The sequence below is a fragment of the Actinosynnema sp. NPDC050801 genome (assembly GCF_040673975.1).
Classification (GTDB): domain Bacteria; phylum Actinomycetota; class Actinomycetes; order Mycobacteriales; family Pseudonocardiaceae; genus Actinosynnema.
The window spans coordinates 159,355-184,914 of record NZ_JBFAQZ010000004.1 but is presented as its reverse complement, the minus strand read 5'-3'; the positions used below and the strand labels follow the sequence as shown (position 1 = coordinate 184,914).

Genomic DNA, 25,560 nt, shown 5'->3' with positions numbered 1-25,560 from the left:
CATGGGGTACTTCCAGCCGGGGGACGTGGCGTTGCGCCGCGAGGTGCTGCACGGCAGACCGTGGGTGGTGACGCCGACCAGGGTGGTGCAGGACGGGCCGGACCTGCTGGTCGTGTTCACCGCGCCGGGCACCGAGTTCGGCTTCTACCCGCACCCGCGGACCCATCACTGGCAGGAGTCGGGCCGCACGCGCTGGACCGGCATCGGCAAGCTCCAGCTGCACCGCCCCGGCGACGCCTACTCGGTCGACCTGTACTGGCAGGGTGACCAGCGCCGGTTCGCGGGCTTCTACCTCAACCTCCAAGCCCCGTTCCGCCGCACCGCCCTCGGCTTCGACACGCTCGACCACGCGCTGGACTTCTGGGTGCCGGTCGACGGCGACTGGGGTGAGCTGGACCGCGACGAGTTCGAGGAGATGGTCGCCGACGGCAAGTACGGCGCCGCCGAGGCCGAGGAGATCCGGCGGACCGCCAAGGAGGTCGAGGCGATGTTGACCGACGGCACCACGTGGTGGGATCCGGAATGGGGTGCGTGGGAGCCGGACCCGGGCCTGCCGGTGCCCGTGCTGCCTGCCGGCTGGCAGGACCACCCGCTGCCGTGAAGGTCGTCCCCCTCTCGCCGCAGACCCTCGTGGACGAGCTGGTCGGGCGGATCGACGCGCTGCCGCGCACCACGTGGGCACGGGTGCTGGTCGACGGCGCGCTGCCGACCAAGCCGGGTGAGCTGGCGGACGCCCTCGTGGAGCCGCTGCGCGCGTTGGGACGTCCGGTGCTGCGGGTGTCGGCCTGGGACTTCCTGCGGCCCGCGTCGGTGCGGCTGGAGCACGGCCACGAGGACCCGGACTCGTTCCGCGACTCGTGGCTCGACGTCGGCGGTTTGATCCGCGAGGTGCTGGAGCCGCTCGACCCCGGCGGGTCGGGACGGGTGCTGCCGGCGTTGTGGAACGCGGCGACGGACCGGGCACACCGGGCCGACTACGTGACGCTCGGCGCGGGTGGCGTGCTGCTGGTGGACGGCACCGTGCTGCTGGACAAGTGGCTGCCCGCGGAGCTGACCGCGCACCTGTGGCTCTCGCCGGGCGCGCTCGAACGGCAGGTGCCCGACGAATGGCGTTGGACGGTGCCCGCGTACGCCTCCTACGAGCCGCAGGCCGATGTGACGGTGCGCTACGACCACCCCGCCCGGCCCGCGCTCGTGGGTACAGTGAACTGAGTCCAGGGGGAGGTGGGGGCATGTCCGGGCTGCGGCTGTTGTTGGCGCACTCGGCTGCGTCGTGCCTCCTGGCCGTCTACGCCCTCACCCTGCTCGGCACCCCCGCCGAGGTGCTGGCCGCCGTGACGGCCGTGGCCCTGGTCGTGCTGCTGCTCACCACCGCACCGGTGGTGCGGTCCGCGCCCGCGTGGGTGCGGTCGCTGTCGATCCGCGAGAAGTCACTGCGCGCCGCGTTCCTGCGGCTGCGCGACCCCGACGCGGCGGGCCGTCCCCGTCCCCGGGCACCGGGACTCGGCCTCAGCTCCTGAGGCCCGTTGTTCCCCTTGCTCTGAGGACGGAGTTCCCCCTTGTTCCACGCCCTGGGCTCAGCCCTGGCCGCGTTCGCCACGCCCGCCCTGGCCATCGTCGCCTTCACCGTCGTCGTCCGACTGCTCATGCACCCGCTCAGCCGCGCCGCCGTGCGCGGTGAGAAGGCCCGCGCCGCGGTGGCGCCCGACCTCCGCGCCCTGACCGAGAAGTACGGCAAGGACCGGGTGAAGCTCCAGGAGAAGACGCTGGAGCTGTACCGGTCCAACGGCACGTCCATGCTGGCCGGGTGCCTGCCCGCGTTGGTGCAGGTGCCGTTCTTCATGGTGATGTACCGCCTGGTCACCACGCCGAACCCGCTGCTGGACGGCACGCTGCTGGGCGTGCCGCTGGGCGCGCACTGGTTCGGCGTGTGGGCGCACACGCCCGTGTTCCTGGGCCTGTTCGCCGTGCTCACCGGGGTCGCGTTCGCGACGTCGCGCTGGCAGGCGGCGGTCGCCCGGCGCACCGGCGGGCCGCAGCCGCCGTTCGCGGCACTGCTGCGGCTCCTGCCGTTCGGGACCGTGCTGATCGCCGCCGTGCTGCCGCTGGCGGCCGGGATCTACCTCGTGACGACGACTACCTGGACCCTGCTGGAGCGAGCTTTCCTGTACCGCGTAGTTCAGCTCCCGCCTCGTGCAGGTACTTCAGCACGTACCCGTACGACGTGAACAGGCCGCACTCGGCGTAGGAGACCGAGTGGCGGTGGCAGAAGTCGCGGACCAGCGCCTGCGCCCGGCGCAGGTGCGGTCGCGGCATGCTCGGGAACAGGTGGTGCTCGATCTGGTAGTTCAGCCCGCCGAGCAGGAAGTCGGTGAACCAGCCACCGGTGACGTTGCGCGAGGTCAGCACCTGCTTGCGCAGGAAGTCGAGCTGGTGGCCCGCCTGCAGCACCGGCATGCCCTTGTGGTTGGGCGCGAACGAGATGCCCATGTAGACGCCGAACACGCCCTGGTGGACCGCGATGAACACCAGCGCCTTGACCGGGGACATCAGCAGGAACACGGTGGTCAGGTAGACGGCGAAGTTCAGGCCCAGCAGCACCAGCTCCAGTTGCCAGCCCTTGACCTCGCGGCGCGCCGCGGCGGCCGTGCTGATGATGTGCAGGCTGAAGCCTTCGAGCAGCAGCAGCGGGAAGAACAGCCACGCCTGGCGCTTGACGACCCACCGGAAGAAGCCGCGCTTGCGCTCGGCCTGCTCGGCGCTGAACGCGAGGACGGCGATGTCGACGTCCGGGTCCTCGTCCTCGTGGTTGGGGTTGGCGTGGTGGCGGGTGTGCTTGCCCATCCACCAGCCGTAGCCCACACCGACGAGCAGGTTGCCCAGCAGCAGGCCCATGGTCTGGTTGTACCGGTGCTCGGCGAAGACCTGCCGGTGGCCGGCGTCGTGCCCGAGGAACGCGATCTGGGTGAAGACGATGCCGAGGACCGCGGCCGGCACGAGCTGCCACCACGAGTCGCCGATCAGCACCATCGACACCCCGGTGAGGCCGAACGCGGCGATCACACCGACCAGGAACGTGATGTAGAAACCGATGCGCCGGTCCAGCAGACCTTGCTGCTTGACCAACCTGGACAATTCAGCGAAGTCGCTGCCGCGGGCTTGGGTGCTCACTCCCGGAGGGTACGGCGCGAGCCGCCGTCGGTTCAGCCCAGCCTGAGTTGCAACTGGGCGAACAACCGGAGCAGCGGGTCGTCGAGATCGAATCCGCCGACCTCCGCCGCACGTCGGACGCGGTATCGGAGGGTGTTCGGGTGCACGTGCAGCTTGGCGGCTGCGCTTTTCACGTCGCCGAATTCATCCCAGTAGGCCAAAAGTGAACGCGCCAGTTCCCCATCGAGCCCGGCGAGGCGCGGATCGCGGATGCGCGGGTGCTCGGCCAGCAGGGCGAGCGTTTCACTGATCAACACGCGGGACCGGACGTCTTCGAGGGTGGCCACGTCGGCGTCGAGGTCGCGGGACATCGCGTCGAGCACGCGGTCGGCCTCCTCGCGGGAGACCATCACCTCGTCCACGGTGGGCACCGTCGAGCCGATCGCGCCCTGCACACGCAGGCCCATGTGCCTGCTCGCGGCGGCCACGATCTCCTTGGTCAACGTCAGCAGCGGTGCTTTCGGCGGCAGGTCGGTGAGCAGCGCGTACGTGCGGCCGCTCTGCCGGCTGACCAGGGCGCTGCGCCGGTACGCGGCGGCGTGCACGGAGATCAGGCTGGTCATCTCGGTCCGGCGCAGCTCGTGCTCGGTGCGGTCGGCGTGCTCCTGGCCGCGCAGGGCGAACACCACGACGGCGGCGGGCTTGTCCGGGTCGGCGCCGATCTGCTCGGCGATCGCCTCGGCGTCCATCCGGCCGTCGAGCAGGGACGCGAGCAGGTTCTCCCGGAACGCGGCGGCCGGCTCCCGCTGCTGCACCAGGTGCAGGGCGGTGACGCGGGCCGCGCCGAGCAGGGCGCGTTCGGCCTGCTCGGTCAGCGGCGTGCCGCCCTCCTGCACCCAGATCGTGCCGAGCGGTTGCGCGCCCGCGTGGATGCCGACCGCGATGCGGCGACGGATGCCCAGCTCGGGGCGTTCGTCGATGCGCACGACCTCCTCGCCGGAGCGCAGGCGCTGGTAGACGCCCCACTCGTGGAGCATCTTGAGGTACGGCTCGGGCCCCTGGCGGCCGAGGATGGACAGCCTGCGCAGGTCGTCCACCTCGTCGGTGGAGCGGGAGTAGGCCAGCACGCGGCTCGCGGTGTCCTCGATGCTGACGATGCCGCCGGTCAGCGTGGCGATGGTCTGGGCCAGGCCGAACAGGTCGCCGAGGACTTCCCCCGCGCCCGCGTCGGCCGCCACGCGGGCGTTGTGCACGACGCCGCGGGCGAGCGCTTCGAGGTGTTCCCAGCGGACCTCGGGCCGCACGGCCAGCAGCGCCACGCCCGCGTCCGCCGCCGCCTGCCGCAGCACCGGCGACGGCGCGTCGACCTTCACCGCCACGGCCACCGCTCCCCCGGCTCCCGCCGCCCTGACCAGCGATGACGCGGCACGCCCGCGAGCACCGATGATCAACGCGAGGTCGCCGGGTCGCACGTCGGGCGGGTCGTCCGGGTCGAGGATGACCACGTCGAGGACGTCGGCCTCCAGCCCGTGCGGTGCGACCTGCACCTCCACCAGCGGATCGCCGAGCGCGATCAGGACCTGCCGCAGGCTCATCTTTGTCCAGTTCCACAACGACGGGTGCCCAAGCCTAGACGTGCGGACAACGGGACGCATGGTTGGAAGTCCTACCGTTGGGACACCCCCAACCCTGTGGCGAAGGAGCTGCTCGTGGATGCCGTGACCACGGTCCCCGCACCGGTGAACGAGCCCGTCCTCGGCTACGCGCCCGGCACCCCGGAACGCGCGCAGCTGCAGGCGAAGCTGGCCGAGCTGGCCAAGGAGCCCACCGAACTGACCCTCACCATCGGCGGGGAGCAGCGGGTGGGCGGCGGCGAGCGCTTCGACGTCGTGCAGCCGCACAACCACCGCGCCGTCCTCGGCACGCTCCACGGCGCCACCCGGCAGGACACGCGGGACGCCATCGCCGCCGCCAAGCAGGCCGCGCCCGCGTGGCGCGCGATGTCCTACGACGACCGCGCCGCGATCCTGCTGCGCGCCGCCGACCTGCTCGCGACCGGGTGGCGGGCCACGCTCAACGCGGCCACCATGCTCGGCCAGTCGAAGACCGCGATCCAGGCCGAGATCGACGCCGCCTGCGAGCTGATCGACTTCTGGCGCTTCAACGTCTCGTTCGGCCGCCGACTGCTGGAGGAGCAGCCGCAGTCGTCGCCCGGCGTGTGGAACCGCACGGACCACCGCCCGCTGGAGGGCTTCGTCTACGCGATCACGCCGTTCAACTTCACCGCGATCGCCGGCAACCTGCCCACCGCGCCCGCCCTGATGGGCAACGTGGTGCTGTGGAAGCCGTCGCCGACGCAGAGCTTCGCCGCGCACCTGACCATGCGGCTGCTCGAAGAGGCGGGCCTGCCGCCGGGCGTGATCAACCTGCTGCCCGGTGACGGCCTGGCGGTGTCCGAGGTGGCGCTGGCCGACCCGGACCTCGCGGGCATCCACTTCACCGGGTCCACCCGGACGTTCCAGCACCTGTGGGGCCAGGTGGGCGCGAACATCGCGAACTACCGCTCGTACCCGCGGGTCGTCGGCGAGACCGGCGGCAAGGACTTCGTGCTCGCCCACCCGTCGGCCGACGTGGACGTGCTGCGCACCGCGCTGGTCCGCGGCGCGTTCGAGTACCAGGGGCAGAAGTGCTCGGCCGCGTCCCGCGCGTACGTCCCGCGCTCGGTGTGGAACCGGGTGAAGGACGACTTCCTGGCCGACGTCGAGTCGCTGACCATGGGTGACGTCACGGACCTGTCGAACTTCATGGGCGCGGTCATCGACCGGCGTTCGTTCGACAAGCTGAACGGGGTGTTGACCGCCGCGCACGGCGACGACCGGCTGGAAGTCGTCGCGGGCGGCACGGCGGACGACTCCGAGGGCTTCTTCGTGCGCCCCACCGTGCTGCTGGGCACCGACCCGACGCACGAGGTGTTCACCACCGAGTACTTCGGGCCGGTGCTGGCGGTGCACGTGTTCGACGACGCCGACTACGACACCGTGCTGCGGCAGATGGAGAGCGCCGCGCCGTACGCGTTGACCGGCGCGATCATCGCGCGGGACCGGGCCGCGATCGTGCACGCGCAGCAGGAGCTGCGGTTCGCCGCGGGCAACTTCTACGTCAACGACAAGCCGACCGGAGCCGTCGTCGGGCAGCAGCCGTTCGGCGGCGGCCGGGCGTCGGGCACCAACGACAAGGCGGGCTCGGTGCACAACCTGCTGCGCTGGGTGAGCCCGCGTTCGATCAAGGAGACGTTCGCGGCTCCCACCTCCTACCGCTACCCGCACCAGGGGTGATCATGCTCCGCTCCACGCTGCTCGCCGCCTCGCGCTCCGGCGCCATCCGCGAGCTGGTCGAACGCACGCCGTTGACCCGGCCGGTCGTCGAGCGCTTCATCTCCGGCGACGACGTCGACGCGGCCGTCGCCACCACCGGCGAGGTGCTGGCCGACGGCCGGTACGTCACGCTGGACCACCTCGGCGAGGACACCCGGGACGCGGCGCAGGCCACCGCCACCGTCGAGGCCTACCTGGACCTGCTGCGCCGGCTCGAACTCGCCGGGCACACCGAGCGGGCCGAGGTGTCGGTCAAGCTGTCCGCTGTGGGGCAGTTCCTGCCGGTGGACGGCGAGAAGATCGCGTTGGAGAACGCCCGGCGCATCTGCTCGGCGGCCGGCGCGGTCGGCACCACGGTGACCCTCGACATGGAGGACCACACCACGACCGACTCCACCCTGGGCATCCTGCGCGGGCTGCGGGTGGACTTCCCGTGGGTGGGCGCGGTGCTCCAGGCCTACCTGAAGCGCACCGAGCAGGACTGCCGGGACCTGGCCCACGCCGGGTCGCGGGTCCGGTTGTGCAAGGGCGCGTACCAGGAGCCCGCCTCGGTGGCGTTCCAGGACAAGACCGAGGTCGACCTGTCGTACGTGCGGTGCCTGAAGGTGCTGATGGCGGGCGAGGGCTACCCGATGGTCGCCTCGCACGACCCGCGGCTGATCGCGATCGCGGGCGAGCTGGCCGGGCACCGGTCGCCGGCCACCTACGAGTACCAGATGCTGTACGGCATCCGGCCCGACGAGCAGCGCCGCATCGCCGCCGCGGGCAACCGCATGCGGGTGTACGTGCCCTACGGCGACGAGTGGTACGGCTACTTCATGCGGCGGCTGGCCGAACGTCCGGCGAACGTGGCCTTCTTCCTCCGCTCGCTGGTCACCACGGGCTAGCCGGCTCCGACATCGCGCGCATCCGGGCGCGCGCCACCTCCGGGTCGGCGTGCGCCCGGATCACCGCGTCCACGGCTTGCGCGGCACGCGTGAACAGGTCCGGCGCGGCTCCCGAGTCGCGCAGCACCACCATCGCGCGGTGTGCCGACAACAGCGCGCGCTCCAGGTGCCGGCCCGACTCGGCGCACAGCCGCGCGTGGAGCGCCAACGCGTCGGCATAACGCGGCTCGGTCGCCAGTTCGTCGGGTGTGCGGGTCAGGTGCCACACCAGGACGGCGTGCCGGGCGAGGGTCCACGCCTCGGGGTCCGATCGGGCGTGCAGCAGCACGGCGACCCGGTGCACGGCCACGGCGTACGCGATCGACGCGGCGCGGCTGCGGCCCGGCAGGTCGCGCCAGATCTCGGCGACCTGCTGGGCGGACCGCAGCGCCAGGTGCCCGTGGTCGTGCTCGACCAGGCTGTCGGCCAGGTCGCGCAACGCCAAGGCGAGCCGGCCGCCGTGCGCGGGCGGCGACAGGTGCGGCAGCCGCCGTGCCGCGGCCAGCACCTCGTCCACGACCCGGCGTGCCTCGTCCTCGCGGCCGGCGGCGAGCAGCAGCCGGGCGAGCCGGGACTGGGCGACGGTGCACGAGACCTGGTGGTCGAGCGGGAAGCCGATCGCCAAGGGGCGCAACAGCTCCACCGCCTCCTCGGCCGCGGCGAGGCGTTCCGGACCGGGCAGCACGTCGACTTGGTCGACGAGCGCGACGGCCAGGCGTCCGACCGCGTGCGGGTCGCCGTCACGGGCGATCCGACGGCGCACCAGCACCGCCTCCTCGGACACGCGCAGCGCGTCGGCGTCGCGTTCCAGCACGCGCAGCAGCTCGCTCAGCGCGCCGAGCGCGGCGGCCAGCTCCGGCTCGAAGTCGCGCGGGTTGGCGCGGGCCAGCCTGCGTAGCACGTCGATCGACTCCTCCACCACGTCCGCCGCGTCGTCACGCCGGCCGTGCGCGGACAGCACGGACGCGATCGAGGCGAGCGTGCGGGCGAACTCGGCCTCGTAGCGCGGGTCCGCCGCCGCCACCTCCCGCCACTGCGCGACCGCGAGCCCGGCCACGTAGGCCGCCTCGTCGGCGCGGTCGGCGTCGAACAGCCGCAGCGAGTGGTGGTGGGTCACCTTCGCCTGCTCGACCCGGAACCACGCCGGGTGCGCGGCGGCGAGGTCCCGGTAGAGGCCGGACGCCTCGCCCACCGCGGTCATCGCCTCGTCCCGGCGGCCGAGCGCGGCGTAGCGGCGGCTCAGCTGGTTCAGTGCGCCGGCCAGTTGCGGCGTGCAGTCGTCGTCCTCGGCGGCGGCGACCCGGCACAGCGCCACGGCCTCCTCGGACACGGCCAGGGCGTCCTCCGGTCGACCGACCGCGATGTACCGCAGACCCAGGTCCGCCAACGCGTCCGCGAGCGCCGGGCGGTGTTCGGCGGAGTCCTCTTCGGCCAGTTCGCGGTAGAGGGCGACCTCTCGGCGCGCGGCCGCCAGGGCCTCCTCGTGCAACCCGGCCAGGGCGGCGCGGGCGGACAGCACGCCGTGCAGCTCGGCCGCTTCAGGCTTACCGGTGACGCCGCCCAGGAGGGTCCGGGTGAGCAGGGCGGGCAGCGGGTCGCCGTGGAAGCGGGCGTCGTCGAAGACGTGCCGCGCGACGGCCCTGGCCGGTGCGGGTGACTCGACCAGCGCCCTCAGGGTGGCGCCGGTGGCGGTGCGCGCCAGGTCCGGGTGGGCGGTGAACAGCTCCTCGGCGCGGCGGCGGGCGTGCGGCCAGCGGTCGGCGGCGCGGAGCAGGGTCTCCAGGGCGTCCGGTGTGCGTTCGGGGGTGATCCGGTCGTCCAGCAGCGTCACGGCCAGGACGTCCTCCGCGAGCCGGCCGCGGTCGGGCGGGTTCGGGTCGACGTCGACCAGCCGGCGCACGAGGTCGACCGGGTCGTCGGCGGGCGAGCCGTGCACGGCGGCGATGGCGGCCAGGTGCAGGTCGTGCAGCGTGGGCGCGATGGGTGGCGCGGCGGTGGGGCGCGGGCGGCCGAGTGCGTCGGCGAAGCACGCGCAGGCGGTGGCGAAGGACGTCTCGTGCTCGTCCGGGCAGGCGGTGACGGCGAGGTCGGTGGCGGTGCAGCCCAGGTCGGCGGCGCGTTGGCGGATCGCGGACCACCACCAGCCCGTGGTGCGGGCGACCAGCAGGATCCGGGTCCGGTCGGTGGCCGCGGAGATCAGGTAGTGGAGGTCGCGCCACGGGACCAGGTCGGCGTCGTCGACGACCCGGACGGTCGAGCCGGCGGCGAAGTGCACCGCCAGCCGAGTCTTCCCGACCCCCGCCGGACCGTGCAGGAGCAGCAGCGACAGCACCCCGTCACCGTCCCGCCACCGGGTCAGGGCGGCCAGCTCGGCCGCGCGCCCGTGGAACGGCACCACCGCGCGCCGTGGGTCCAGCAGCTCGGCGGGCGAGGGGGTGTGATCCACCAGCACATCTTGCTCCCACCTCTCAGCCACGATCGGGTGACCAACGACCCTCGGTCCGAGGGCGGGAATTGTCGGACCCCGACTGCACAATCAGGGCGTGCTGGTCGCGCTGGTGTCGGATGGCGAGAACGCGGGGCGTTTCCGCGTGCTCTCCGACGCCGGGGTGCCCGAGGAACCGGTGGTGGCGACGGCGGACCTGGCCGCGGCGGTGTCCGATTTGGAGGACCGGCACAGACCCCGGTGGCTGTGGGCGGAGACGGCGGAGGTCTACCCGGACCTGTTGGCGCGCGGCGTGCGGGTCGAGCGGTGCCAGGACCTGGCGCACGTCGAGTACCTGCTGCTGGCCTACCAGGGCCGGCACGCGGAGCCGCGCGGGCTCGGTGCGGCGATCGCCCGGCTGCGCGGGCTGCCCGTGCCGGAGGACCACGGGCCGCGCAAGCGCGACACCCAGCCGACCCTGTTCGAGCCGGAGCAGCAGCGGCTGCCCGGCGACGCCGACCCGCTCGACGCGGTGATCGCGGTGCACGTCGAGCAGCAGCGGCTGGTCGCCACGCTCCCGCACGCCGACCGGCTGCGGCTGCTGTTCGCGGCCGAGTCGGCCAGCGCGCTGGCCGCCGCCGAGATGACGCACTTCGGCCTGCCCTGGCGGGCCGACGTGCACGAGCGGCTCCTGGTGGACACGCTCGGCCCGCGTCCGACCAACGGCGTGCGCCCCGCCAGGCTGGCCGAGCTGGCCGACCGGATCACGGCGGCGTTCGGCGGCAGGCAGGTCAACCCGGACCACCCGCCGGGCATCGTGCGCGCGTTCGCCCGGGAGGGCATCGACGTCCCGTCCGCTCGCGCGTGGGTGCTCAAGGGGATCGACCACCCGGCCGTGGAGCCGCTGCTGGAGTACAAGGAACTGGCCCGGCTGTGGGTGGCGCACGGCTGGTCGTGGCTGGACGCCTGGGTGGCCGACGGGCGGTTCCGGCCCGACTACGTGGTCGGCGGCGTGGTGTCCGGGCGATGGGCCACGAGGGGCGGGGCGGCGCTGCAGATCCCCCGGACGCTGCGCACGGCGGTGCGTGCCGATCCGGGGTGGAAGCTGGTGGCGGCGGACGCGGCGCAGCTGGAGCCGCGGGTGCTGGCGGCGTTGTCGAACGACCACCGGTTCACCGAGGTGTCCTCGGACGACGACCTGTACACGACGTTGGCCGCGGAGGCGTTCGACGGGGACCGGGGCAAGGCGAAGCTCGCCATGCTGTCGGCGATGTACGGCGGCACGGGCGGTGACGCGGGTCCGGCGATGGCGGTGCTGCGCCGCCGGTTCCCCGAAGCCGTCGGGTACGTGGAGGCCGCCGCGCTGGCGGGCGAGCAGGGCCGGATGGTGCGCTCGCGGTTGGGCCGCACGAGCCCGCCGCCCTCGGCCGCGTGGCACGAGGCGACCGGCAACACCGACGACGGCGAGGACGCGGTGCGCCAGTCGCGGCGGGCGGCGCGGGACTGGGGTCGGTTCACCCGCAACTTCGTGGTGCAGGCCAGCGCGGCGGACTGGACGGCGGCGTTGCTGGGCGTGCTGCGGCGGCGGTTGCACCAGTCGGCGCGCGGCGCGCACCTGGTGTTCTTCCAGCACGACGAGGTGCTGGTGCACTGCCCGCAGGAGCTGGCCGAGGCGGTGTGCGCGGAGGTCACGGCGGCGGGTGAGGAGGCGTCACGGCTGGTGTTCGGCGCGACGCCGGTCCGGTTCCCGCTCAAGGCCGTGCCGGTGGACGGCTACGCCGACGCGAAGTAGCGGCTTTGGGCCGTTCGGTCGCTTGAACGATCATCGTGAGAGCGCTCTCATGAGTCACAAGGCAATTTGTTGTCGTGCCGAACGCTCAGGACAGTGACAAGGAGGTCACCGCTCATGGAGTTCAGCCGCAGACGACGCGTCCTCGCGACCGCTGCCGCCCTGATCACCGCCGTGCCGCTGGCGATCGTCGCCACGATGTCGGCCAACGCCTCGGTGCCGCCCACCCCGCCGGGCTGGGCGCTGCAGTGGAGCGATGACTTCAACGGCGCCGCGAACACGCTGCCGTCGTCCTCGAACTGGATCTTCGACCTCGGCCACGGCTACCCCGGCGGACCGGGCAACTGGGGCACCGGCGAGATCCAGAACTACACCAACAGCACGAACAACATCAAGCTCGACGGCGCGGGCAACCTGCGCATCACCGCTCTGCGCGACGGCTCGGGCAACTGGACGTCGGCCCGCATCGAGACCCAGCGGGCGAACTTCCGGCCGCCGGCGGGCGGCAAGCTCGCCATCGAGGGCCGGATCCAGATGCCCAACGTCACCGGGCAGGCCGCGCTCGGCTACTGGCCGGCGTTCTGGGCGCTCGGCTCGCCCTACCGCGGCAACTACTGGAACTGGCCCGCCATCGGCGAGTTCGACATCATGGAGAACGTCAACGGCATCAACTCCGTGTGGGGCGTGCTGCACTGCGGCGTCAACCCCGGCGGGCCGTGCAACGAGACCAACGGCCTCGGCGCGAGCCGCACGTGCCCCGGCGCGTCGTGCCAGTCGGCGTTCCACACCTACCGGTTCGAGTGGGACGAGAGCTCCTCGCCCAAGGCCTTCCGCTGGTACGTGGACGGGCAGCAGTTCCACAGCGTCAACCAGAACCAGTTCGACGCGACCACGTGGAACAACATGACCAGCCACGCGGGCTACTTCCTGCTGCTGAACCTGGCCATCGGCGGCGCGTTCCCCAACGGGGTCGCGGGCCACGGCACGCCGACGGCGGCCACCGTGCCCGGCCACTCGCTGCTGGTGGACTACGTGGCGGTGTGGACGGCGGGCGGCGGCACCCAGCCGACCACCACGACCACCACGACCCAGCCCGGCGGCAGCGGGTGGGACGCGTTCGCCGACATCCAGGCGGAGCAGGCCACGTCGCGGTCCGGCGGCACGATCGAGTCGGCCGACGGCGGTCAGGCGGTGGCGCAGCTGCGCAACGGCAACTCGCTGCGGTTCTCCGGCGTCCGGTTCGGCTCGCGCACCGCCACCCAGTTCGTCGCGCGGGCCGCGTCCGGCGCGTCCGGCGGGGTGAGCGGCCTGGTCGAGGTGCGGCTGGACAGCCCCACCGCGGCGCCCATCGGCAGCTTCGCCATCGCCGACACCGGCGGCTGGCAGAGCTGGCGGACGGTGCCCGCGAACATCTCCGGCGTCACCGGCACGCACGACGTCTACGTCACGTTCACCAGCGGTCAGCCCGCGCCGTACGTGAGCGTGAACTGGATCCGTTTCGGCACGTGAGTGCACGTGGCGGGCCGCGCACCCCCTCCTCCCGCGCGGCCCGCCACTACCATCGTCGGGGTGTACGCGGAACGCCCGTTCCCCGGTCTGGCCTGCGTGTGGCGCCGGACCTCGACGTCGACCGCGCCCGGGCTGGTCGTGCCGGACGGCTGCACCGACATCATGTACTCGGCCGCGTCCGGTCGGGTGTTCGTGGCCGGGCCGGACACGGTCGGGCACGTGACGGCCGCGGAGCCCGGGACGTTGTTCGGCGTGCGCTTCGGGCCGGGCGTGGGGCCCTCGGCGCTCGGCGTGCCCGCAGTGGAGCTGCGTGACCAGCGCGTTCCGCTGGCGGAGCTGTGGGGGTCGTTGTCCCGGTTGGAGGACGCCCTGGGCGCGGCGGAGGACCCGTGCGAGGTGCTCGCGTCGGCCGCTCTGGCACGGCTGCGGGAGACGCCGCCGGATCCCGTGGTGGGCGTCATCGCGTCGTCCTCGGGGAACGTCGGCGACCTGGCCCGGTCCCTCGGCCTGAGCGCCCGGCAGCTGCACCGGCGCAGCCTGGCCGCGTTCGGCTACGGGCCCAAGGTGCTGCACCGGGTGCTGCGGTTCGACCGGGCGGTCAAGCTGGCGTGGGCGGGCGTGCCGTTCGCCGACATCGCCCACCGCACCGGGTACTCCGACCAGCCACACCTGTCCCGCGAGGTGCGCGAGCTGGCCGGCGTGCCGCTGGGTCAGCTGATCCGGTCGTAGGCGCGCAGCGTCAGCAACGCCTCGATGGTGACGACCGGCCGCCACTCGTAGGTCGTCACGGGGGTCCACGCGGGCCACGGGAACGTCCACCCGCCGTCGTCCCGCTGCGCCGCGGCCAGCGCGTCGAGGTCCGCGCCGATCTCGTCGTCGCCGAACCAGCGCCGGGCCAGGCTGTCCGGGGTCGGTGCGTAGTGGTGCGGCTTGTGCGTCTCCCCCGCCGCGTACCCTTCGTGGGCCTGGCCGTCGCCCAGGTCCACCAACCCCTGCTCGCGCACCAGCGCACCCAACCGCTCCGCCTCCCGTTCCGCCCTCGGCCGGTCCGGCACGTGGTCGAGGAAGCGGACGCAGGCGTTGGCCTCGTAGGGGTGCGACTCGGTCAGGTCGCCGATGTGCCGCCAGCAGAATTCGGTGGCACCGTCCAGCCAGGCGTGCTCGACGCCCATCTTGTGCAGGACGCTCGCCAGCAGGGCCGTGACCAGCAGGTCGCTGTCGCCGGAGGGCTGCCACCAAGGCGCCCGCAGGCCGTCGTGCCCGGTGTCCAGGCAGTTCGGCACCCCACCGTCCGCGTTGGTGATCGTGGTGAGGAAGTCGCACGCCCGCGCGGCGTGGTCGGTCACGCCCACCTCGTCGAGCAACGACAACGCCGTGAACGTGTGCAACGGCTGGCTGTCCGGCCCGCGTCCGTCGGGCTCCAGGGCGTGCCCGAACCCGCCGTCGTCGTTGCGGTAGGCCAGCACGGCCGCCGCCACGGCGTCCCCCGGCCCACCGTCGAAGAGGTGCAGGAACCGCCGTTGCTCCAGGACGCGCGCGTTGAGCCACACGAAGGAACGAGCTGCTGCGATCATGCCACTGACGGTATGCCCGCGCAGGTCCCGCCGTCTTGAACGGATCGGACGTCCATCCCCCGGCAGGAGTAACCGACGCGAAGGCCCGGATGTGGCGTTGCCCCTGTGCCATCATCCTTCGGGGCAGTTCAGCGTGAGGGGAGCACGACGATGTTGGACGCCGTAGGCGGCGGGGGCGCCAAGAAGATCGGTTTCGTGGCGGACACGGTGGCCAGCGGCCCTGGCGGGGCCGGGCTGGTGGCGAGCCAAACGCACTTCAGCGTCGACCCGGAACAAGCACAGAAGCTGATCGACGGCCTGATCGAGGCACGCGACAAGTTGCAGGCACTGGAGAAGAAGGCCGACCGGCTCGTCGGCGTCCAGTCGCCCGGCAAGGACCCGTACAGCGGGTTCGCCACGTTGGCCATCCGCCGATCCGCCGGAGGCGACCCAGGCGGCTACATCTGGGCGAACAAAGAGGCCTACAAGGCTCTCACCAACACCATCCTGAACATCCAAGCGGCCCTGGCGAACTACAAGAGCCAGGACCAGGCCACCGCCGACGCCTTCAAAGGCGAGGGGAAGTAGTCGTGAGGCGAGCAGTTCTGGCAGTCCTGTCCGCAGCCGCCGTCCTCGCGGGCTGCACGTCGACCGGAGGCACTCCGAGCCCCGCCAAGACGACGACCGGGGGCGCGACCACGCAGTCCTCCGAACCGGACGGCAGCGGGATGCCCCCGATCAGCGGGCCTGAATTGGATCTGTCGAAGTCCAGCGCGTGCGAGCTGCTCAAGGCCGACCAACTGGCCGCCCGCGACGTCACCAAGCCCGGCGAGGCCGAAACCGACTCGACTGGCGAGACGTGCCAATGGCGTCCGCAGGACCGAGTCCTCGGCACCAGCTTCAGCGCCACGATCCTGGAGAACACCGACGGTATCGCGGGTTACTACGAGAACCGTGCGGAGTTCGCCGAATTCGAGGAGATCGAGGTCGCGGGTTACCCGGGGTTCAACGGCAGCAAGACCGACCTCAAGAGTGGCTCCTGCACCACCGGCGTCGGAGTGGCCAAGGGCAAGGGCTTTCTTGTCCAGATCAACGTGAATGACGAGAAGTTGTCGGAATACACCAACCCGTGCTCCGTCTCCGGCGACATAGCGGAGACGATCGTCGGAAACCTGAAGGGGTAGGGACATGGCCGGCGAAGTCGACATGGACCTGGGTGGCTTCATGCTCCTTCAGATGGGTATGGGCGCCGAGAAGATCTACGGCTGGTTCCACGAGGGCAAGGGGCCCGAGCAGACCACGGATTCCGGCCACGAGGTCTGGGGCGCCATTTCGCAGGGTCAGGTCGAGGTCAGTGATCTGATCAACCAGGCCGTCCGGGCTTCCGGTGCGGCGTGGGAAGGCGCGGCGGGTGACGCGGCGCGTTCGTCGACCACCCCGCTCGCCAGTTGGTCGGACACCGCCAGCACCAGCGCCGACACCGCGGGCGACAACACCGCCGAGATCGGCCGTGCCTTCCGCGACGCCAGGGGCAGCCTGCAGAAGCCCGTCGACGTCCCCGACAAGCCCTGGTACAACGACGCGCTCCCGTGGGACACCGACTACGACGACGCGGTCGAGAAGAGCCAGGGAGTCAACTCCCACAACGTCGCCGTGCTCAACACCTACGGCAGCAGCGCCAACTCGGCGGGCGCCGGCATGCCGGCGTTCCAGTCGCCCGACGAGATCGGGGCGAACGTCGAGAAAGAGGAGATCCTCATCCCGCCGCCCAATCCGGGTAAGGGCGAGGAAGAGTTCAACAACAACCGCAAGGGCACCGGGGACGGCACGGGAGAGAGCAACAACACGGGGACGACCAACACGTCGTGGGCCGATCCGTCGATCCCGCCGCCCGGCACGACCGGTGACAGCACGACCAAGCCGTCGTGGGTGCAGCCCGATCCCAAGGGACCCCAGCCCGACATCGGGAACCGGCCGCCGCCGTTGCCGACGGACCCGCGCCAGCCGTACGACCCGCGACTGCCCTACGACCCGCGGTTGCCGTACGACCCGCGCAACCCCAACGACCCGCGCAACCCCAACAACCCGAACAACCCGCGCAACCGCCCGCCCGGCATGCCCACCGGGCCGGGTATGCCCGGCGGTGGCCGTCCCGGCATGCCCGGCGGCGGCGGTGGTGGCGGTATGCCCGGTGGCGGTGGCGGTGGCGGAGGCGGCGGTGGTGGGCTCGGCGCGGGCCGCATCCCCGGCATGGGCGGACCCGGCGGCATGGGTGGTGGGCCCGGCGGGTTCGGGCCCGGCGGCATGTCCGGCGCCATGGGGCCCGGCGAGGGTCGCGGTGGCTTCGGGCCCGGCGGCGCGGGCGGGTTCGGGCCCGGTGGGTCGGCCGGTGGTCGTGGTGGTCCCGGCGGCGCCGGTATGGGCGCGGGCATGGGTGCCGGAGCCGGTGCCGGCCAGGGGGAAGAGGACAAAGAGCACAAGGCCGCGTCGTACCTGCAGGAGACCGAGGACATCTTCGGCGACGGCACGATGGTGGCACCGCCGGTCATCGGCGAATAGCCGACCAGCTGAACAGGGGGGACAGTGCTGCGCACCAGGGTCGCCATCCCGGTCGTCGCGCTCTACAACGCCTGGCAGGCCGAAGGTCTGCCGACGCTGCACAACGCGCTGCTGACCCAGGTCGACTTCGACGAGGACAGGCTCGCCGAGGGTGACGTCACGGGTCTGGCCGACCTCGCCCGCCGCGGTTGGGCCGAGCTGGAACGGCTCGGCCTGGCCCGCGGCAGGCAGGTGCACGCCGACCTGGGCCGGTCGCTGCGCCTGATCGCCGACGCGAGCGCCGAGTACTACGGCTTCTTCAACCAGGGCGACGACGACACGCGCACCGCCCTGGTGGTGCAGTCGGGTGACGACGCGCTGCGCGTGGTGCTGCGGGCGGACAAGCACTTCGTGCTGGAGCCGGTCCGGGCCGAGGACGTGGTGCAGTCCCTGGTGTCGGCGCTGCCGGAGGCCAAGCCGGGGCGCGGCGGCGTGATCTCGCTGCCGGCGGACGCGTTGCACGACAAGCCGCGCCAGCCACGGCCCGACGAGGAAGGCGGGTCGTTCCTGCAGGCCAGCAGGCCGACCGGCGGGCACTCGACCGAGGTGCAGCAGGTGCGCAAGCTGCTGGCCGAACAACGCACCGGCGGCGGCCAGCTCTACGCCGCACGGCGGGACCGGTTCGGACGCAAGCAGCGGTGCGCGGCGCCGTTGACCTACTTCGACACGATCACCGGACGCTACCTGTCGGCGAAGACGACCGGCGGCGACGGCACCCCGTGGATCACCGTGCAGCCGGCCGACTTCACCACGTTGCAGAACCGGTTGCGGCAGCTCAGCGCCGACGCAGCGCCTCGCGGTTGAGCTCGGCCGGGCTGCGGTGCCCGGACAGGCCCAGGGTCAGGTCGAAGTCGGCGAGCAGGCTGCGCAGCACGTGCCGGACGCCGACCTGACCGCCGTGCGCCAGGCCGTAGGCGAACGGGCGGCCGACCAGCACGGCCTTCGCGCCCAACGCCAACGCCTTCACGATGTCCGCGCCGCTGCGGATGCCGGAGTCGAACAGCACCTCGACCTGCTCGCCGACGGCGTCGGCGATCTCCGGCAGCACCTCCAGCGACCCGACCGCACCGTCCACCTGCCGCCCGCCGTGGTTGGACACCACGATGCCGTCCACGCCCGCGTCGACGGCCTTGCGGGCGTCGTCGACGTGCTGGATGCCCTTGAGCACGATCGGCCCGTCCCAGTGCTCCCGCAGGAACGACAGCTGGTCCCACGACTTGTCGGTGCCGGTGAACAGCTGCACCCACCGCAGGATCGCCATCGGCGCGTCCTGCTCGGGCGGCGCCGCGAGCCCCGCCCGGAACGCCGGGTCGGAGAACGGGATCGCCGTGCCGGTGCCGCGCAGGAACGGCAGGTAGGACTGGTCGAGGTCGTGCGGCCGCCAGGCCAGCGTCCACGTGTCCAGGGTGACGACGAGCACCCGGTACCCGGCCTTGCGCGCCCGGTCGAGGATGCTCGCGGCCACGTCCGGGTCGTTCGGCCAGTAGAGCTGGAACCAGCGGGCGGCGTCACCGGCGGCCTCGGCGACCTCTTCGATCGTGTGCGAGGACGCGGTGGACAGCACGAACGGCACGCCGAGCTCCGCGGCGGCACGGGCGGTCGCCAGCTCGCCGTCCGGGTGCAGGATCGACTGGACCCCGACCGGCGCGAGCAGCACCGGCGCGGGCAGGTCGGTGCCCAGCAACGACGTCCCGAGGTGCCGCTCGGTGGCGTTGGTGAGCATCCGCGGCACGATCCGCCAGTCGTCGAACGCCTCCCTGTTCGCCCGCGCCGTGTGACCCCCACCGGCCGCACCGGCCACGTACCAGAACGGACCGGGCCCGAGCCGTTCCCGGGCGGACGCCTCCAACCCCTCGGGGTCGGTGGTGAACGGCGGCACGTTGTCCGCCAGGCCTTGGAGGTAGATCTCGTTCTGGTAGGCAGCGAACTGACCAGTCACTTTGTCCCTCATCCCCCGCTCAGGCCGTCTACAGGCCGTCTGCGGAACCGTCCGCGTCGTCGGTCTGCGGATCATGCTCTGCCTCGTCCGCGTCGCCCGCAAGCACACGATCGACCGCCTTTCGGGTGCGATCACTGCTGGAGGGCAGGAGGTGCGTGTAGACGCGCATCGTGAAGGCCGGGTCGGAGTGGCCCAACCACTCTGCGAGCGCCCTGATCGACTCGCCCGCGTCCAGGAGCACCGAGGCGTAGAAGTGCCGCAGGGCGTGCATCCCGTCCTGCTGCGGCACCCGCGTGACCTTCGCCCGATCGAGGGCGGGCGTCCACACGTACTGGTTGAACCCGTCCCGCCGGATCGGGTTGCCGTCCTTGTTGACCAAGATCAGCGAGACCGTCTCCGGCTCACTGTCCGGCTCCCTCCACGGCAAGGTCACCTCGACCGGCGGGAACTCCTCGACGTAGGCATCGAGGTCCCGCAGGACGCTGTCCGGCAGCGGCACGTCCCGCTCCTTGCCGCCCTTGGGAGGCGCGAACACCTGCACGTTGTCCACGACGCGCACTTGCCGAACAACGTGCAGCACCTTTTCGTCGCGGTCGACGTCGTCCATCGAGAGCCCGAAGACCTCCCCCTGACGCAGGCCGCAACCAGCCGCGAGCGGAACGACGATCTTGTACTTCGCCGTCAACGCGAGCCGTACAGCCGCCAACTTGCCCGCCGACCAGGGAACGATCTTGCGCTTGTCCGGCTGCGGACGAGTCACGCTCTTGGCCTTGCACGGGTTCTCACTGATCTTCTTGTCATCGATCGCGGCGTTGAAGATCGCTGAAACGTGGACGAACGTGACCGCACGTGTTCCACCGGCAAGCTTCTTCTGCTGCAAGGTGCGCAGCCAACCGCGAATGTGCGTCGGAAGGATCGAACCGATTTCCCTGTCACCGATGTACGGGTAAACCAGCTTCTTCAACCTCCGCTCTACAGCGTTCCGCGTACTGCCGTCGAACGCTTGGTCTTGCAGCCATGCGTCCGCGTAGACGCGGAATGACACCTTGCCGGCCTCAGGATCGAGGTACGTGCCGGTCCGCTTCTCGTTCTCGACCTTGAGCAGGAACGCTTCAGCCGCACCGCGCTGCTTGTCCGGAAAGCTCTTGCTGCGCTCCTGCCCTGACGGATCGACGTAACGGACCTTGTACCGCATCCCGACCCCGTGGAGCTCGGTTCTCTCCCGCACCGACTTGCCCTTGCCGTCCAGCACAGGCTTGCCGGACTCGTCCGACTTCGGCCGCCACCAGCGGTCTTGGATGTGCCCCATGACAGTCTTCTCCTGCCGATCGCATTGCCGAAAGATCAGGCGGCGTTCTCGTCCGCTTGGTCAGCCCACGCCCGCACCTTGGCAGGGACGTACCGGAGGTACTTCCCCACCTTTTTCACGGGCGGTCCAACGCGCTGCCACTTCCACTGGTAAAGAGTCTTGATCGGAACGCCCAGGAACGCCGATACCTCTTCCACACCCCAGAGCGGTTCGATTTCAGTCATGACTTTCCCCCACGGTTGTCAAGCTGCTAGCGAAGTTGCCGAAAGATCCGGAGGTTCACCGGCCGCGAGCATCGCTCGGTCGTACTCCGCCTTCCACCGCGTTCGTTCGGCGATGGCGTGCATGAGTTGGTGTGCGCGTGGTGGCACGTTGGGGTCGCCGGGCCGGACCTTGTGCCAGACGAGCTGTGACGTGTCCGGTTCCGGCTTCTCGATCCCGACCGCCTTGAGCGCTTTCAGGACGAACCGCTTCCGGTCGGCCCGGTGGTCGGCCAGCGTCTTGCCGGACCACTTCCGCGAGACGAGCACCCGTCGACCGGGCAGGCCGAGGGTGGTCCGCCGGTGTGCCCGTCCCTTGCAGTGGCCCGGCGTGGTGCGTGAGCCGACTCCGCGTGGTTGGACGCCGTAGAGCAGCCAGACCGGGCAGCGGTCGGAGCAGGGCGTCACGGCCAGCTCGTCGGCCAGGCGGTCAGCGTGCCTGCGCTGGCGGTCGGTGGACTGCTCAACCACCTCACCAATGGACTTGGTGAGGTACTTGGTCAGGTAGCCGATGTGGCGTCCGGCCTCTTCCGAGCCGCCGAGGATGCCCTTGGAGTGGACCTGGCGGCCGAAGGTCACCACGTGCGCCGGCTCCTCCACGGCCTCGACCGCGTCCACCCAGGCCGTCAACGGCGTGCGCGTGTCCGGGTCGACGAACGCTTCCGCCCGCGCGTCCCAGACCGGCAGGTGGTCACCGCCGTAGGCCCGTTCGTCGTGGTTGGGCCACCACACCTGGTGGTAGGTGGCCGCCGTGACGAGCCGGATGGTCTCGTGCGGGATCGAACCGCGGACTGCCGCATGGAGGTGCGGCGCCGCTCGGCGTTGCGGTTCGACGGTGGCGAAGTACTGGACATCCCACCCGACGACCCGGCGCAGGTTCTGCCACCACCGGTCCACCAGCGAGGCGAAGTGCACCGCGTCCCGAGCCGCCCGCCGATAGTCGTACGTGTCCGCGTTGACCGGTGTGCCGTCGTCCCGCACGCGGCCGTAGGTGTCGAGGGTGAGCGTGACGAACATCGAGGGCCGGAACCCTCCCGCGTACTCCCGGCCCACGGTGCGCTTCTCGACCCGCCGACGGGGCAGGTTCGGCGCGTCCTGCCGCCGCCTGGTCGACCGCTTCACAGGCCGCTTGGCAGGTACGTCGGGAGAGGGGAAGCGACCCCGAACGCCGAGCTGCCGAAGTTCCTCGTCGACCGAGTGGATCTCCTCCCGCAGCTCGTCCGCATCACCCGCAGCCCCGGCCTCGACCGCCTCCCGGTACGCCTTGACCAGGTCCGCCCGGAAGGTCAGCAGGTCTGTCTGGTCCTTGGTCGGCGGAGTGGGGGTGAAGTCGGGTTCCTCGGCCATGTGCCAGCCCTCACGGCACTGGGCCATCCGCAGCGCCTTGGCCTTCTTCGCGCACGGCGCACAGACGCTCTCCACCGTCGACCCGCACGGCACCGCAACGTAACGGACTTCGTAGGTGGCCCGGTCCTCTACTTCCATCGTGAACGGCCGCACGCACACGCCGTACTTCTCGGCCGCAGCCTTGGCCACGTCCAGGGCGATGGGCTGCCGCATCCGCTCAGCACGAGTCTCACCGCTCATGCCGCCGCCCTCCCCTCGTCGCCATCGGGCCTGGTTGGGAAGTCGTGCACCTCCGCGTCGGACAGGAACACGCCCAGCTCGACCAGGTCGGCATCCGTGACGTGGAACGCCCGAGCCCGATCCGGCTCCCTCTGCCCGTCCTCCTTGATCCAGGCGACACCGGGCGTGTTCTCGCTGATCTCGTGCGCCGCCGCGCCACGTTGGCGGACGCCGTCGCCAAGGACCATGTCCACTTGCTGCGGTTCGTCCAGGCGCAGTGCCACGCGGGTGGAGAACAGGTGCCGGAAGGACACGACCTCCTTGCGCGGGTCTTGGACCAGGCCCACGACCGCGTAGCCAGGTGCACGCCCTTGAGAGGTGATCGTCTGGATAGCCCGCACCGCGCGTTCCCGGAGCTGCTTGTCCGGCTGGTAGGCGATCAGGTCCGCCAGCTCGTCGACCACCAGGACCGTGAACGGCTCGCCAGTCGACCGCGCCCACAGCCGCCGAACACCCCGGTAGCGCGTCGCCCGCTCCTTGACCTCTGCGGCGATTTCCTCAAGCAGGGCAACGGCTTCCGGTCCGTTGTCATACACGACGCGGTCGAAGGCGTCCGGGCACTGCCCGAGTTCCATCCCGCCCTTCGGGTCGATCCCGACCAGCCGGACCAGACCCGTACGGACGGCCGGTGCGAGCTGCCACACCAGCGACCAGAGCACCGAGCCCTTGCCCGCACCGGGCACGCCGACGACGAGCACTTGGGACCCGAGCAGACGCAGCCGCCACGGCTTGCCCGTCTCAGTCCTCCCGACGACCACCCGCTTGAGGTCCACCTCGGTTGAGTCGGCCAGCAGCGGCACCGGCAGTGGACGCAGCAGCGGGTCGCGGTGGACGAAGTCCAGCTCGATCACCCTCGGCCGCAGCACCCGCACCCGACACGAGCGAGCCCCGAACGAGTGCGCCAACCCATCGCGTCGCAGCTCCCACGCCTCAGGTGACTGAGCAGGCACCATCCGCACTCGCACCCGGTCCCGCCACCCCTCGGACCGGACCCGCCGCAGCTTCGGCCGGTACTCACGCCCTCGGTCCCGCTTGGCCAGGTCGGCGAGTCGCATCACCGACCGCCATCGAGGCACGTAGACGGTGGCACGTCGCCACTCGGTGACCAACCGGTACCAGCCGTGCCGCAGGAACGACCGCCGATCCAGACCGGCCCAGATCGTCAATGCCGCGACCAGCGACAACAAGGTCAATACCAGCGGCGATAGGCCGAACCGCCACCAGCACCAGGCCGCCGACACCGGGACCATCGTGACCACCGGATACCGGACCACGACGAGCACCAGGCGCACGACGCCGACCAGGACGAGCCACACCGCGACCACCAGCAAGGCCAGCCACTTCGCCTTACCGGGCACCAATGCCCACCACGGCAGTCGAGGCCGGACACCCTCGAACGGGGCCGGGTCGACCCACTTGCCGCCGCCCATTACGCACGCCCCACGGGGGCGAAGATCAGCGGCAGCCAGCCCAGGCAGGAGCAGCAGACGAGCTGGTTGGGCGCGTAGACGCCGAACCGCTTGCACGCCCCGCAGGGCCGACCGTTCGACAGCTTCCACACAGACGGGGCACCACGCCGACTTGACGCACCGCCCCCACGTACCGATAGCCTTGACATGACCGGAACCCCTTGTGTGTCAACAAAAGCGCGCGAGAAACCCCGGTCGTTGCGTCGTCGGTGAACAGCTCCAGGCCCGCCAAGACTTGAGGTCCGTTCACCGACGACCACGACCGACAAGGTCAGTGATCGTCTTCAGATGTCACCCGCCAGTGCAGGCGGACACCGCTGCATCCGATGCCCGCCCACACCACCGGCTAGCTAGTAGTCCAACGGGTCAGGCATCCAGCGCAACCAGGCCGCGAGCCCGCCGAGGGTGATCTTGAACCGCGTCTCCTCACGGCCCTCCCCGCCGTCCTCCCGCCACTCGTGACCCGTGGCATGACCGGCCGCGACCAGGTCCAGGCAGGCCAGACGCACCATCTCCTCTGACGCGCCCGCCGCCGTCACCAAGTCCTCGACCGTCCACTCCCGCGACGGGACGAGCACCAGCGCATCCGCCACCCGGTACAGCACCGGGAACGAGTAACCCACCGCCTCATCCCGCGCCCGATCCTCGGCCGACAGACGCGACCCCATCACCGGTGCCAGCCGGGAATCCCGCCACGCGTCCGCGTCACGCAACCAGTCGTGCGCCACCAGCGGACCACCCCAGTACGCAAGCCCTTCCGGCGACAGACGATGCCGATACACGGACACGGCACCCTGCAACGTCCCCTCATCGACGGTCACGTGCCCCAGCTCGACAAGGTCACGGCAGATGTGGCGCACCGCGGAGTACGGCATCCGCGCCGCCCGCGCCAAGGACCGCAACGACCACTCCTCGTGCGGGGAGCCGATGAGCTGGCGCATTACCGCCTCGAACATCAACGGCGTGTACCCGGCACCGGACAAGTCGGCCAACGGCAACCCGTCCCGCACCACACGGTCGAGACCGCGACCGGCCCCGCCACGAGTCCGCCTCACAGCCTGCTCAACGCTCACCCGACACAACCCCCTTAGCCTTGGCACCCTCGCGCGCGGCCCAATACAGCGCCTCGTGGTGATGACCCCGATCAACCTCCGCGACCCGCGCGTACACCTCGGCCGACCGCAGGTAGAACACCCGCCACACCTCAGGCGACGCGTCCGGCGCGGGCATCAGATGCGTCAACGCCTCGTGCGCGTCCTTGAGCAACGTCACCGCATACGCCGCCGCCCACCGATCAGGCTTGGTCCTCGCCACTACCACTCACCCCCTCCACCGGCGCGTGAACGCGATGCCCACCGGCCTGCCGATCGCCGCCCGCCACGCGTTCGTTGACGTCGGCCTGGTGGTCGAATGTCTCGGCCGCGTGCAGCGCCGCCGCCTTGGCCCACCACGGCGTGCTCTCCGACGCCGCGAGCTGCCGCCACAACCGCGCCACCCGCCGATAGGTCGGCGCGATCCGAGCCGCAGCCGCCGGATCATCGGCAGCGACGTACCGGTTCGCCTCATGCGCCTCCGTGTAGGCCCGGTACGCCGCCTGCCACTGCACAATCAGTTGCTGAAGATCGGACACGGC

26 protein-coding genes are annotated in these 25,560 nt (G+C 71.4%); 13 read left to right on the top strand and 13 right to left on the bottom strand.

What is annotated here, in order from left to right:
• Position 1 precedes the first annotated feature (1 nt).
• The 4 genes from AB0K14_RS11310 to yidC are packed head-to-tail and all read left to right on the top strand — an operon-like array spanning position 2 to position 2,228.
• On the top strand, positions 2-601 hold the full coding sequence (locus tag AB0K14_RS11310; protein ID WP_360452069.1) for a DUF402 domain-containing protein: 600 nt from the start codon (positions 2-4) through the stop codon (positions 599-601).
• Positions 598-1,212 carry a uridine kinase gene (locus AB0K14_RS11305; RefSeq protein ID WP_360452067.1) on the top strand — a complete coding sequence of 205 codons (615 nt, stop codon included), beginning with the start codon at positions 598-600 and terminating at the stop codon, positions 1,210-1,212. The genes AB0K14_RS11310 and AB0K14_RS11305 overlap by 4 nt, the downstream gene beginning before the upstream one ends.
• A 20-nt stretch (positions 1,213-1,232) precedes the next feature.
• Entirely contained in the window at positions 1,233-1,520 is a 288-nt protein-coding gene (locus tag AB0K14_RS11300) for a DUF6412 domain-containing protein (RefSeq protein WP_360452065.1), read from the top strand.
• A gap of 39 nt (positions 1,521-1,559) precedes the next feature.
• Entirely contained in the window at positions 1,560-2,228 is a 669-nt protein-coding gene (gene yidC, locus AB0K14_RS11295; RefSeq protein ID WP_360452063.1) for a membrane protein insertase YidC, read from the top strand.
• Here yidC and AB0K14_RS11290 read toward each other — a convergent pair.
• Positions 2,137-3,171, bottom strand: a complete 1,035-nt coding sequence (locus AB0K14_RS11290) for an acyl-CoA desaturase (RefSeq protein ID WP_360452061.1) — start codon at positions 3,169-3,171, stop codon at positions 2,137-2,139. The two genes, yidC and AB0K14_RS11290, sit on opposite strands and share 92 nt — an antisense overlap.
• Positions 3,172-3,203: 32 nt before the next feature.
• The gene (locus AB0K14_RS11285) at positions 3,204-4,745 is read right to left on the bottom strand and encodes a helix-turn-helix domain-containing protein (protein ID WP_360452059.1); all 1,542 of its coding nucleotides are present in this window, start codon (positions 4,743-4,745) and stop codon (positions 3,204-3,206) included.
• 114 nt (positions 4,746-4,859) lie between these two features.
• On the opposite strand from AB0K14_RS11285, the gene pruA reads away from it, so the two are divergent.
• Together pruA and AB0K14_RS11275 are read left to right on the top strand one after the other, a co-directional pair.
• On the top strand, positions 4,860-6,485 hold the full coding sequence (pruA, locus tag AB0K14_RS11280) for an L-glutamate gamma-semialdehyde dehydrogenase (protein ID WP_360452057.1): 1,626 nt from the start codon (positions 4,860-4,862) through the stop codon (positions 6,483-6,485).
• 2 nt (positions 6,486-6,487) lie between these two features.
• Positions 6,488-7,411: a proline dehydrogenase family protein gene (locus AB0K14_RS11275; protein ID WP_360452056.1), complete on the top strand. Its 924-nt coding sequence runs from the start codon at positions 6,488-6,490 to the stop codon at positions 7,409-7,411.
• Here AB0K14_RS11275 and AB0K14_RS11270 read toward each other — a convergent pair.
• Positions 7,398-9,896: a tetratricopeptide repeat protein gene (locus AB0K14_RS11270; RefSeq protein ID WP_360452054.1), complete on the bottom strand. Its 2,499-nt coding sequence runs from the start codon at positions 9,894-9,896 to the stop codon at positions 7,398-7,400. The two genes, AB0K14_RS11275 and AB0K14_RS11270, sit on opposite strands and share 14 nt — an antisense overlap.
• A 97-nt stretch (positions 9,897-9,993) precedes the next feature.
• On the opposite strand from AB0K14_RS11270, the gene AB0K14_RS11265 reads away from it, so the two are divergent.
• The 3 genes from AB0K14_RS11265 to AB0K14_RS11255 all read left to right on the top strand — a co-directional run bounded on the left by AB0K14_RS11265 (position 9,994) and on the right by AB0K14_RS11255 (position 13,902).
• Positions 9,994-11,667, top strand: coding sequence for a bifunctional 3'-5' exonuclease/DNA polymerase (locus AB0K14_RS11265; RefSeq protein WP_360452052.1), 1,674 nt, complete (start codon positions 9,994-9,996; stop codon positions 11,665-11,667).
• 114 nt (positions 11,668-11,781) lie between these two features.
• Positions 11,782-13,173 (top strand): carbohydrate-binding protein, encoded by a 1,392-nt coding sequence (locus AB0K14_RS11260; RefSeq protein WP_360452050.1) that lies wholly within the window; start codon positions 11,782-11,784, stop codon positions 13,171-13,173.
• Positions 13,174-13,233: 60 nt separating this feature from the next.
• Positions 13,234-13,902 (top strand): helix-turn-helix domain-containing protein, encoded by a 669-nt coding sequence (locus tag AB0K14_RS11255; protein ID WP_360452048.1) that lies wholly within the window; start codon positions 13,234-13,236, stop codon positions 13,900-13,902.
• Here the strand turns inward: AB0K14_RS11255 and AB0K14_RS11250 are convergent.
• Complete coding sequence (locus tag AB0K14_RS11250) at positions 13,884-14,747, bottom strand: hypothetical protein (protein WP_360452046.1); 864 nt, start codon at positions 14,745-14,747, stop codon at positions 13,884-13,886. The genes AB0K14_RS11255 and AB0K14_RS11250 overlap by 19 nt on opposite strands.
• Before the next feature lie 150 nt (positions 14,748-14,897).
• Between AB0K14_RS11250 and AB0K14_RS11245 the strand changes: the two genes are divergently transcribed.
• Genes AB0K14_RS11245 through AB0K14_RS11230 form a run of 4 tightly spaced genes read left to right on the top strand, consistent with a single transcriptional unit; the run spans position 14,898 to position 18,128 of the window.
• Entirely contained in the window at positions 14,898-15,314 is a 417-nt protein-coding gene (locus AB0K14_RS11245) for a hypothetical protein (RefSeq protein ID WP_360452044.1), read from the top strand.
• Positions 15,315-15,316: 2 nt separating this feature from the next.
• On the top strand, positions 15,317-15,910 hold the full coding sequence (locus AB0K14_RS11240) for a DUF3558 domain-containing protein (protein WP_360452042.1): 594 nt from the start codon (positions 15,317-15,319) through the stop codon (positions 15,908-15,910).
• A 4-nt stretch (positions 15,911-15,914) separates the two neighbouring features.
• On the top strand, positions 15,915-17,285 hold the full coding sequence (locus tag AB0K14_RS11235) for a hypothetical protein (protein ID WP_360452040.1): 1,371 nt from the start codon (positions 15,915-15,917) through the stop codon (positions 17,283-17,285).
• A 24-nt stretch (positions 17,286-17,309) separates the two neighbouring features.
• Positions 17,310-18,128, top strand: a complete 819-nt coding sequence (locus tag AB0K14_RS11230; protein ID WP_360452038.1) for an ESX secretion-associated protein EspG — start codon at positions 17,310-17,312, stop codon at positions 18,126-18,128.
• Here the strand turns inward: AB0K14_RS11230 and AB0K14_RS11225 are convergent.
• From AB0K14_RS11225 to AB0K14_RS11185, 9 genes are all read right to left on the bottom strand, one after another.
• Entirely contained in the window at positions 18,100-19,263 is a 1,164-nt protein-coding gene (locus tag AB0K14_RS11225; protein WP_360452036.1) for a lactate 2-monooxygenase, read from the bottom strand. The genes AB0K14_RS11230 and AB0K14_RS11225 overlap by 29 nt on opposite strands.
• 28 nt (positions 19,264-19,291) lie before the next feature.
• On the bottom strand, positions 19,292-20,572 hold the full coding sequence (locus tag AB0K14_RS11220) for a site-specific integrase (RefSeq protein WP_360452034.1): 1,281 nt from the start codon (positions 20,570-20,572) through the stop codon (positions 19,292-19,294).
• Positions 20,573-20,607: 35 nt separating this feature from the next.
• Positions 20,608-20,796, bottom strand: a complete 189-nt coding sequence (locus AB0K14_RS11215; protein ID WP_360452032.1) for a helix-turn-helix domain-containing protein — start codon at positions 20,794-20,796, stop codon at positions 20,608-20,610.
• A gap of 18 nt (positions 20,797-20,814) precedes the next feature.
• Entirely contained in the window at positions 20,815-22,419 is a 1,605-nt protein-coding gene (locus AB0K14_RS11210) for a replication initiator (RefSeq protein WP_360452030.1), read from the bottom strand.
• The gene (locus tag AB0K14_RS11205) at positions 22,416-23,816 is read right to left on the bottom strand and encodes an FtsK/SpoIIIE domain-containing protein (RefSeq protein ID WP_360452028.1); all 1,401 of its coding nucleotides are present in this window, start codon (positions 23,814-23,816) and stop codon (positions 22,416-22,418) included. The genes AB0K14_RS11210 and AB0K14_RS11205 overlap by 4 nt, the downstream gene beginning before the upstream one ends.
• A 71-nt stretch (positions 23,817-23,887) precedes the next feature.
• The gene (locus AB0K14_RS11200; RefSeq protein WP_360452025.1) at positions 23,888-24,019 is read right to left on the bottom strand and encodes a hypothetical protein; all 132 of its coding nucleotides are present in this window, start codon (positions 24,017-24,019) and stop codon (positions 23,888-23,890) included.
• A 258-nt stretch (positions 24,020-24,277) separates the two neighbouring features.
• Complete coding sequence (locus AB0K14_RS11195) at positions 24,278-24,883, bottom strand: hypothetical protein (RefSeq protein WP_360452023.1); 606 nt, start codon at positions 24,881-24,883, stop codon at positions 24,278-24,280.
• Positions 24,884-24,989: 106 nt separating this feature from the next.
• Positions 24,990-25,199 carry an AMED_5909 family protein gene (locus AB0K14_RS11190; RefSeq protein WP_360452021.1) on the bottom strand — a complete coding sequence of 70 codons (210 nt, stop codon included), beginning with the start codon at positions 25,197-25,199 and terminating at the stop codon, positions 24,990-24,992.
• Between the two features lie 22 nt (positions 25,200-25,221).
• Positions 25,222-25,557 (bottom strand): hypothetical protein, encoded by a 336-nt coding sequence (locus AB0K14_RS11185; protein WP_360452019.1) that lies wholly within the window; start codon positions 25,555-25,557, stop codon positions 25,222-25,224.
• Between the last annotated feature and the right edge of the window lie 3 nt (positions 25,558-25,560).

Coding starts and splice junctions, on each gene's coding strand:
- AB0K14_RS11275 (WP_360452056.1), top strand. CDS start 6,488: ATGCTCCGCTCCACGCTGCTCGCCGCCTCGCGCTCCGGCGCCATCCGC.
- AB0K14_RS11220 (WP_360452034.1), bottom strand. CDS start 20,572: ATGGGGCACATCCAAGACCGCTGGTGGCGGCCGAAGTCGGACGAGTCC.
- AB0K14_RS11210 (WP_360452030.1), bottom strand. CDS start 22,419: ATGAGCGGTGAGACTCGTGCTGAGCGGATGCGGCAGCCCATCGCCCTG.
- AB0K14_RS11235 (WP_360452040.1), top strand. CDS start 15,915: ATGGCCGGCGAAGTCGACATGGACCTGGGTGGCTTCATGCTCCTTCAG.
- AB0K14_RS11285 (WP_360452059.1), bottom strand. CDS start 4,745: ATGAGCCTGCGGCAGGTCCTGATCGCGCTCGGCGATCCGCTGGTGGAG.
- AB0K14_RS11260 (WP_360452050.1), top strand. CDS start 11,782: ATGGAGTTCAGCCGCAGACGACGCGTCCTCGCGACCGCTGCCGCCCTG.
- AB0K14_RS11195 (WP_360452023.1), bottom strand. CDS start 24,883: ATGTTCGAGGCGGTAATGCGCCAGCTCATCGGCTCCCCGCACGAGGAG.
- AB0K14_RS11300 (WP_360452065.1), top strand. CDS start 1,233: ATGTCCGGGCTGCGGCTGTTGTTGGCGCACTCGGCTGCGTCGTGCCTC.
- AB0K14_RS11215 (WP_360452032.1), bottom strand. CDS start 20,796: ATGACTGAAATCGAACCGCTCTGGGGTGTGGAAGAGGTATCGGCGTTC.
- AB0K14_RS11245 (WP_360452044.1), top strand. CDS start 14,898: ATGTTGGACGCCGTAGGCGGCGGGGGCGCCAAGAAGATCGGTTTCGTG.
- AB0K14_RS11310 (WP_360452069.1), top strand. CDS start 2: ATGGGGTACTTCCAGCCGGGGGACGTGGCGTTGCGCCGCGAGGTGCTG.
- AB0K14_RS11250 (WP_360452046.1), bottom strand. CDS start 14,747: ATGATCGCAGCAGCTCGTTCCTTCGTGTGGCTCAACGCGCGCGTCCTG.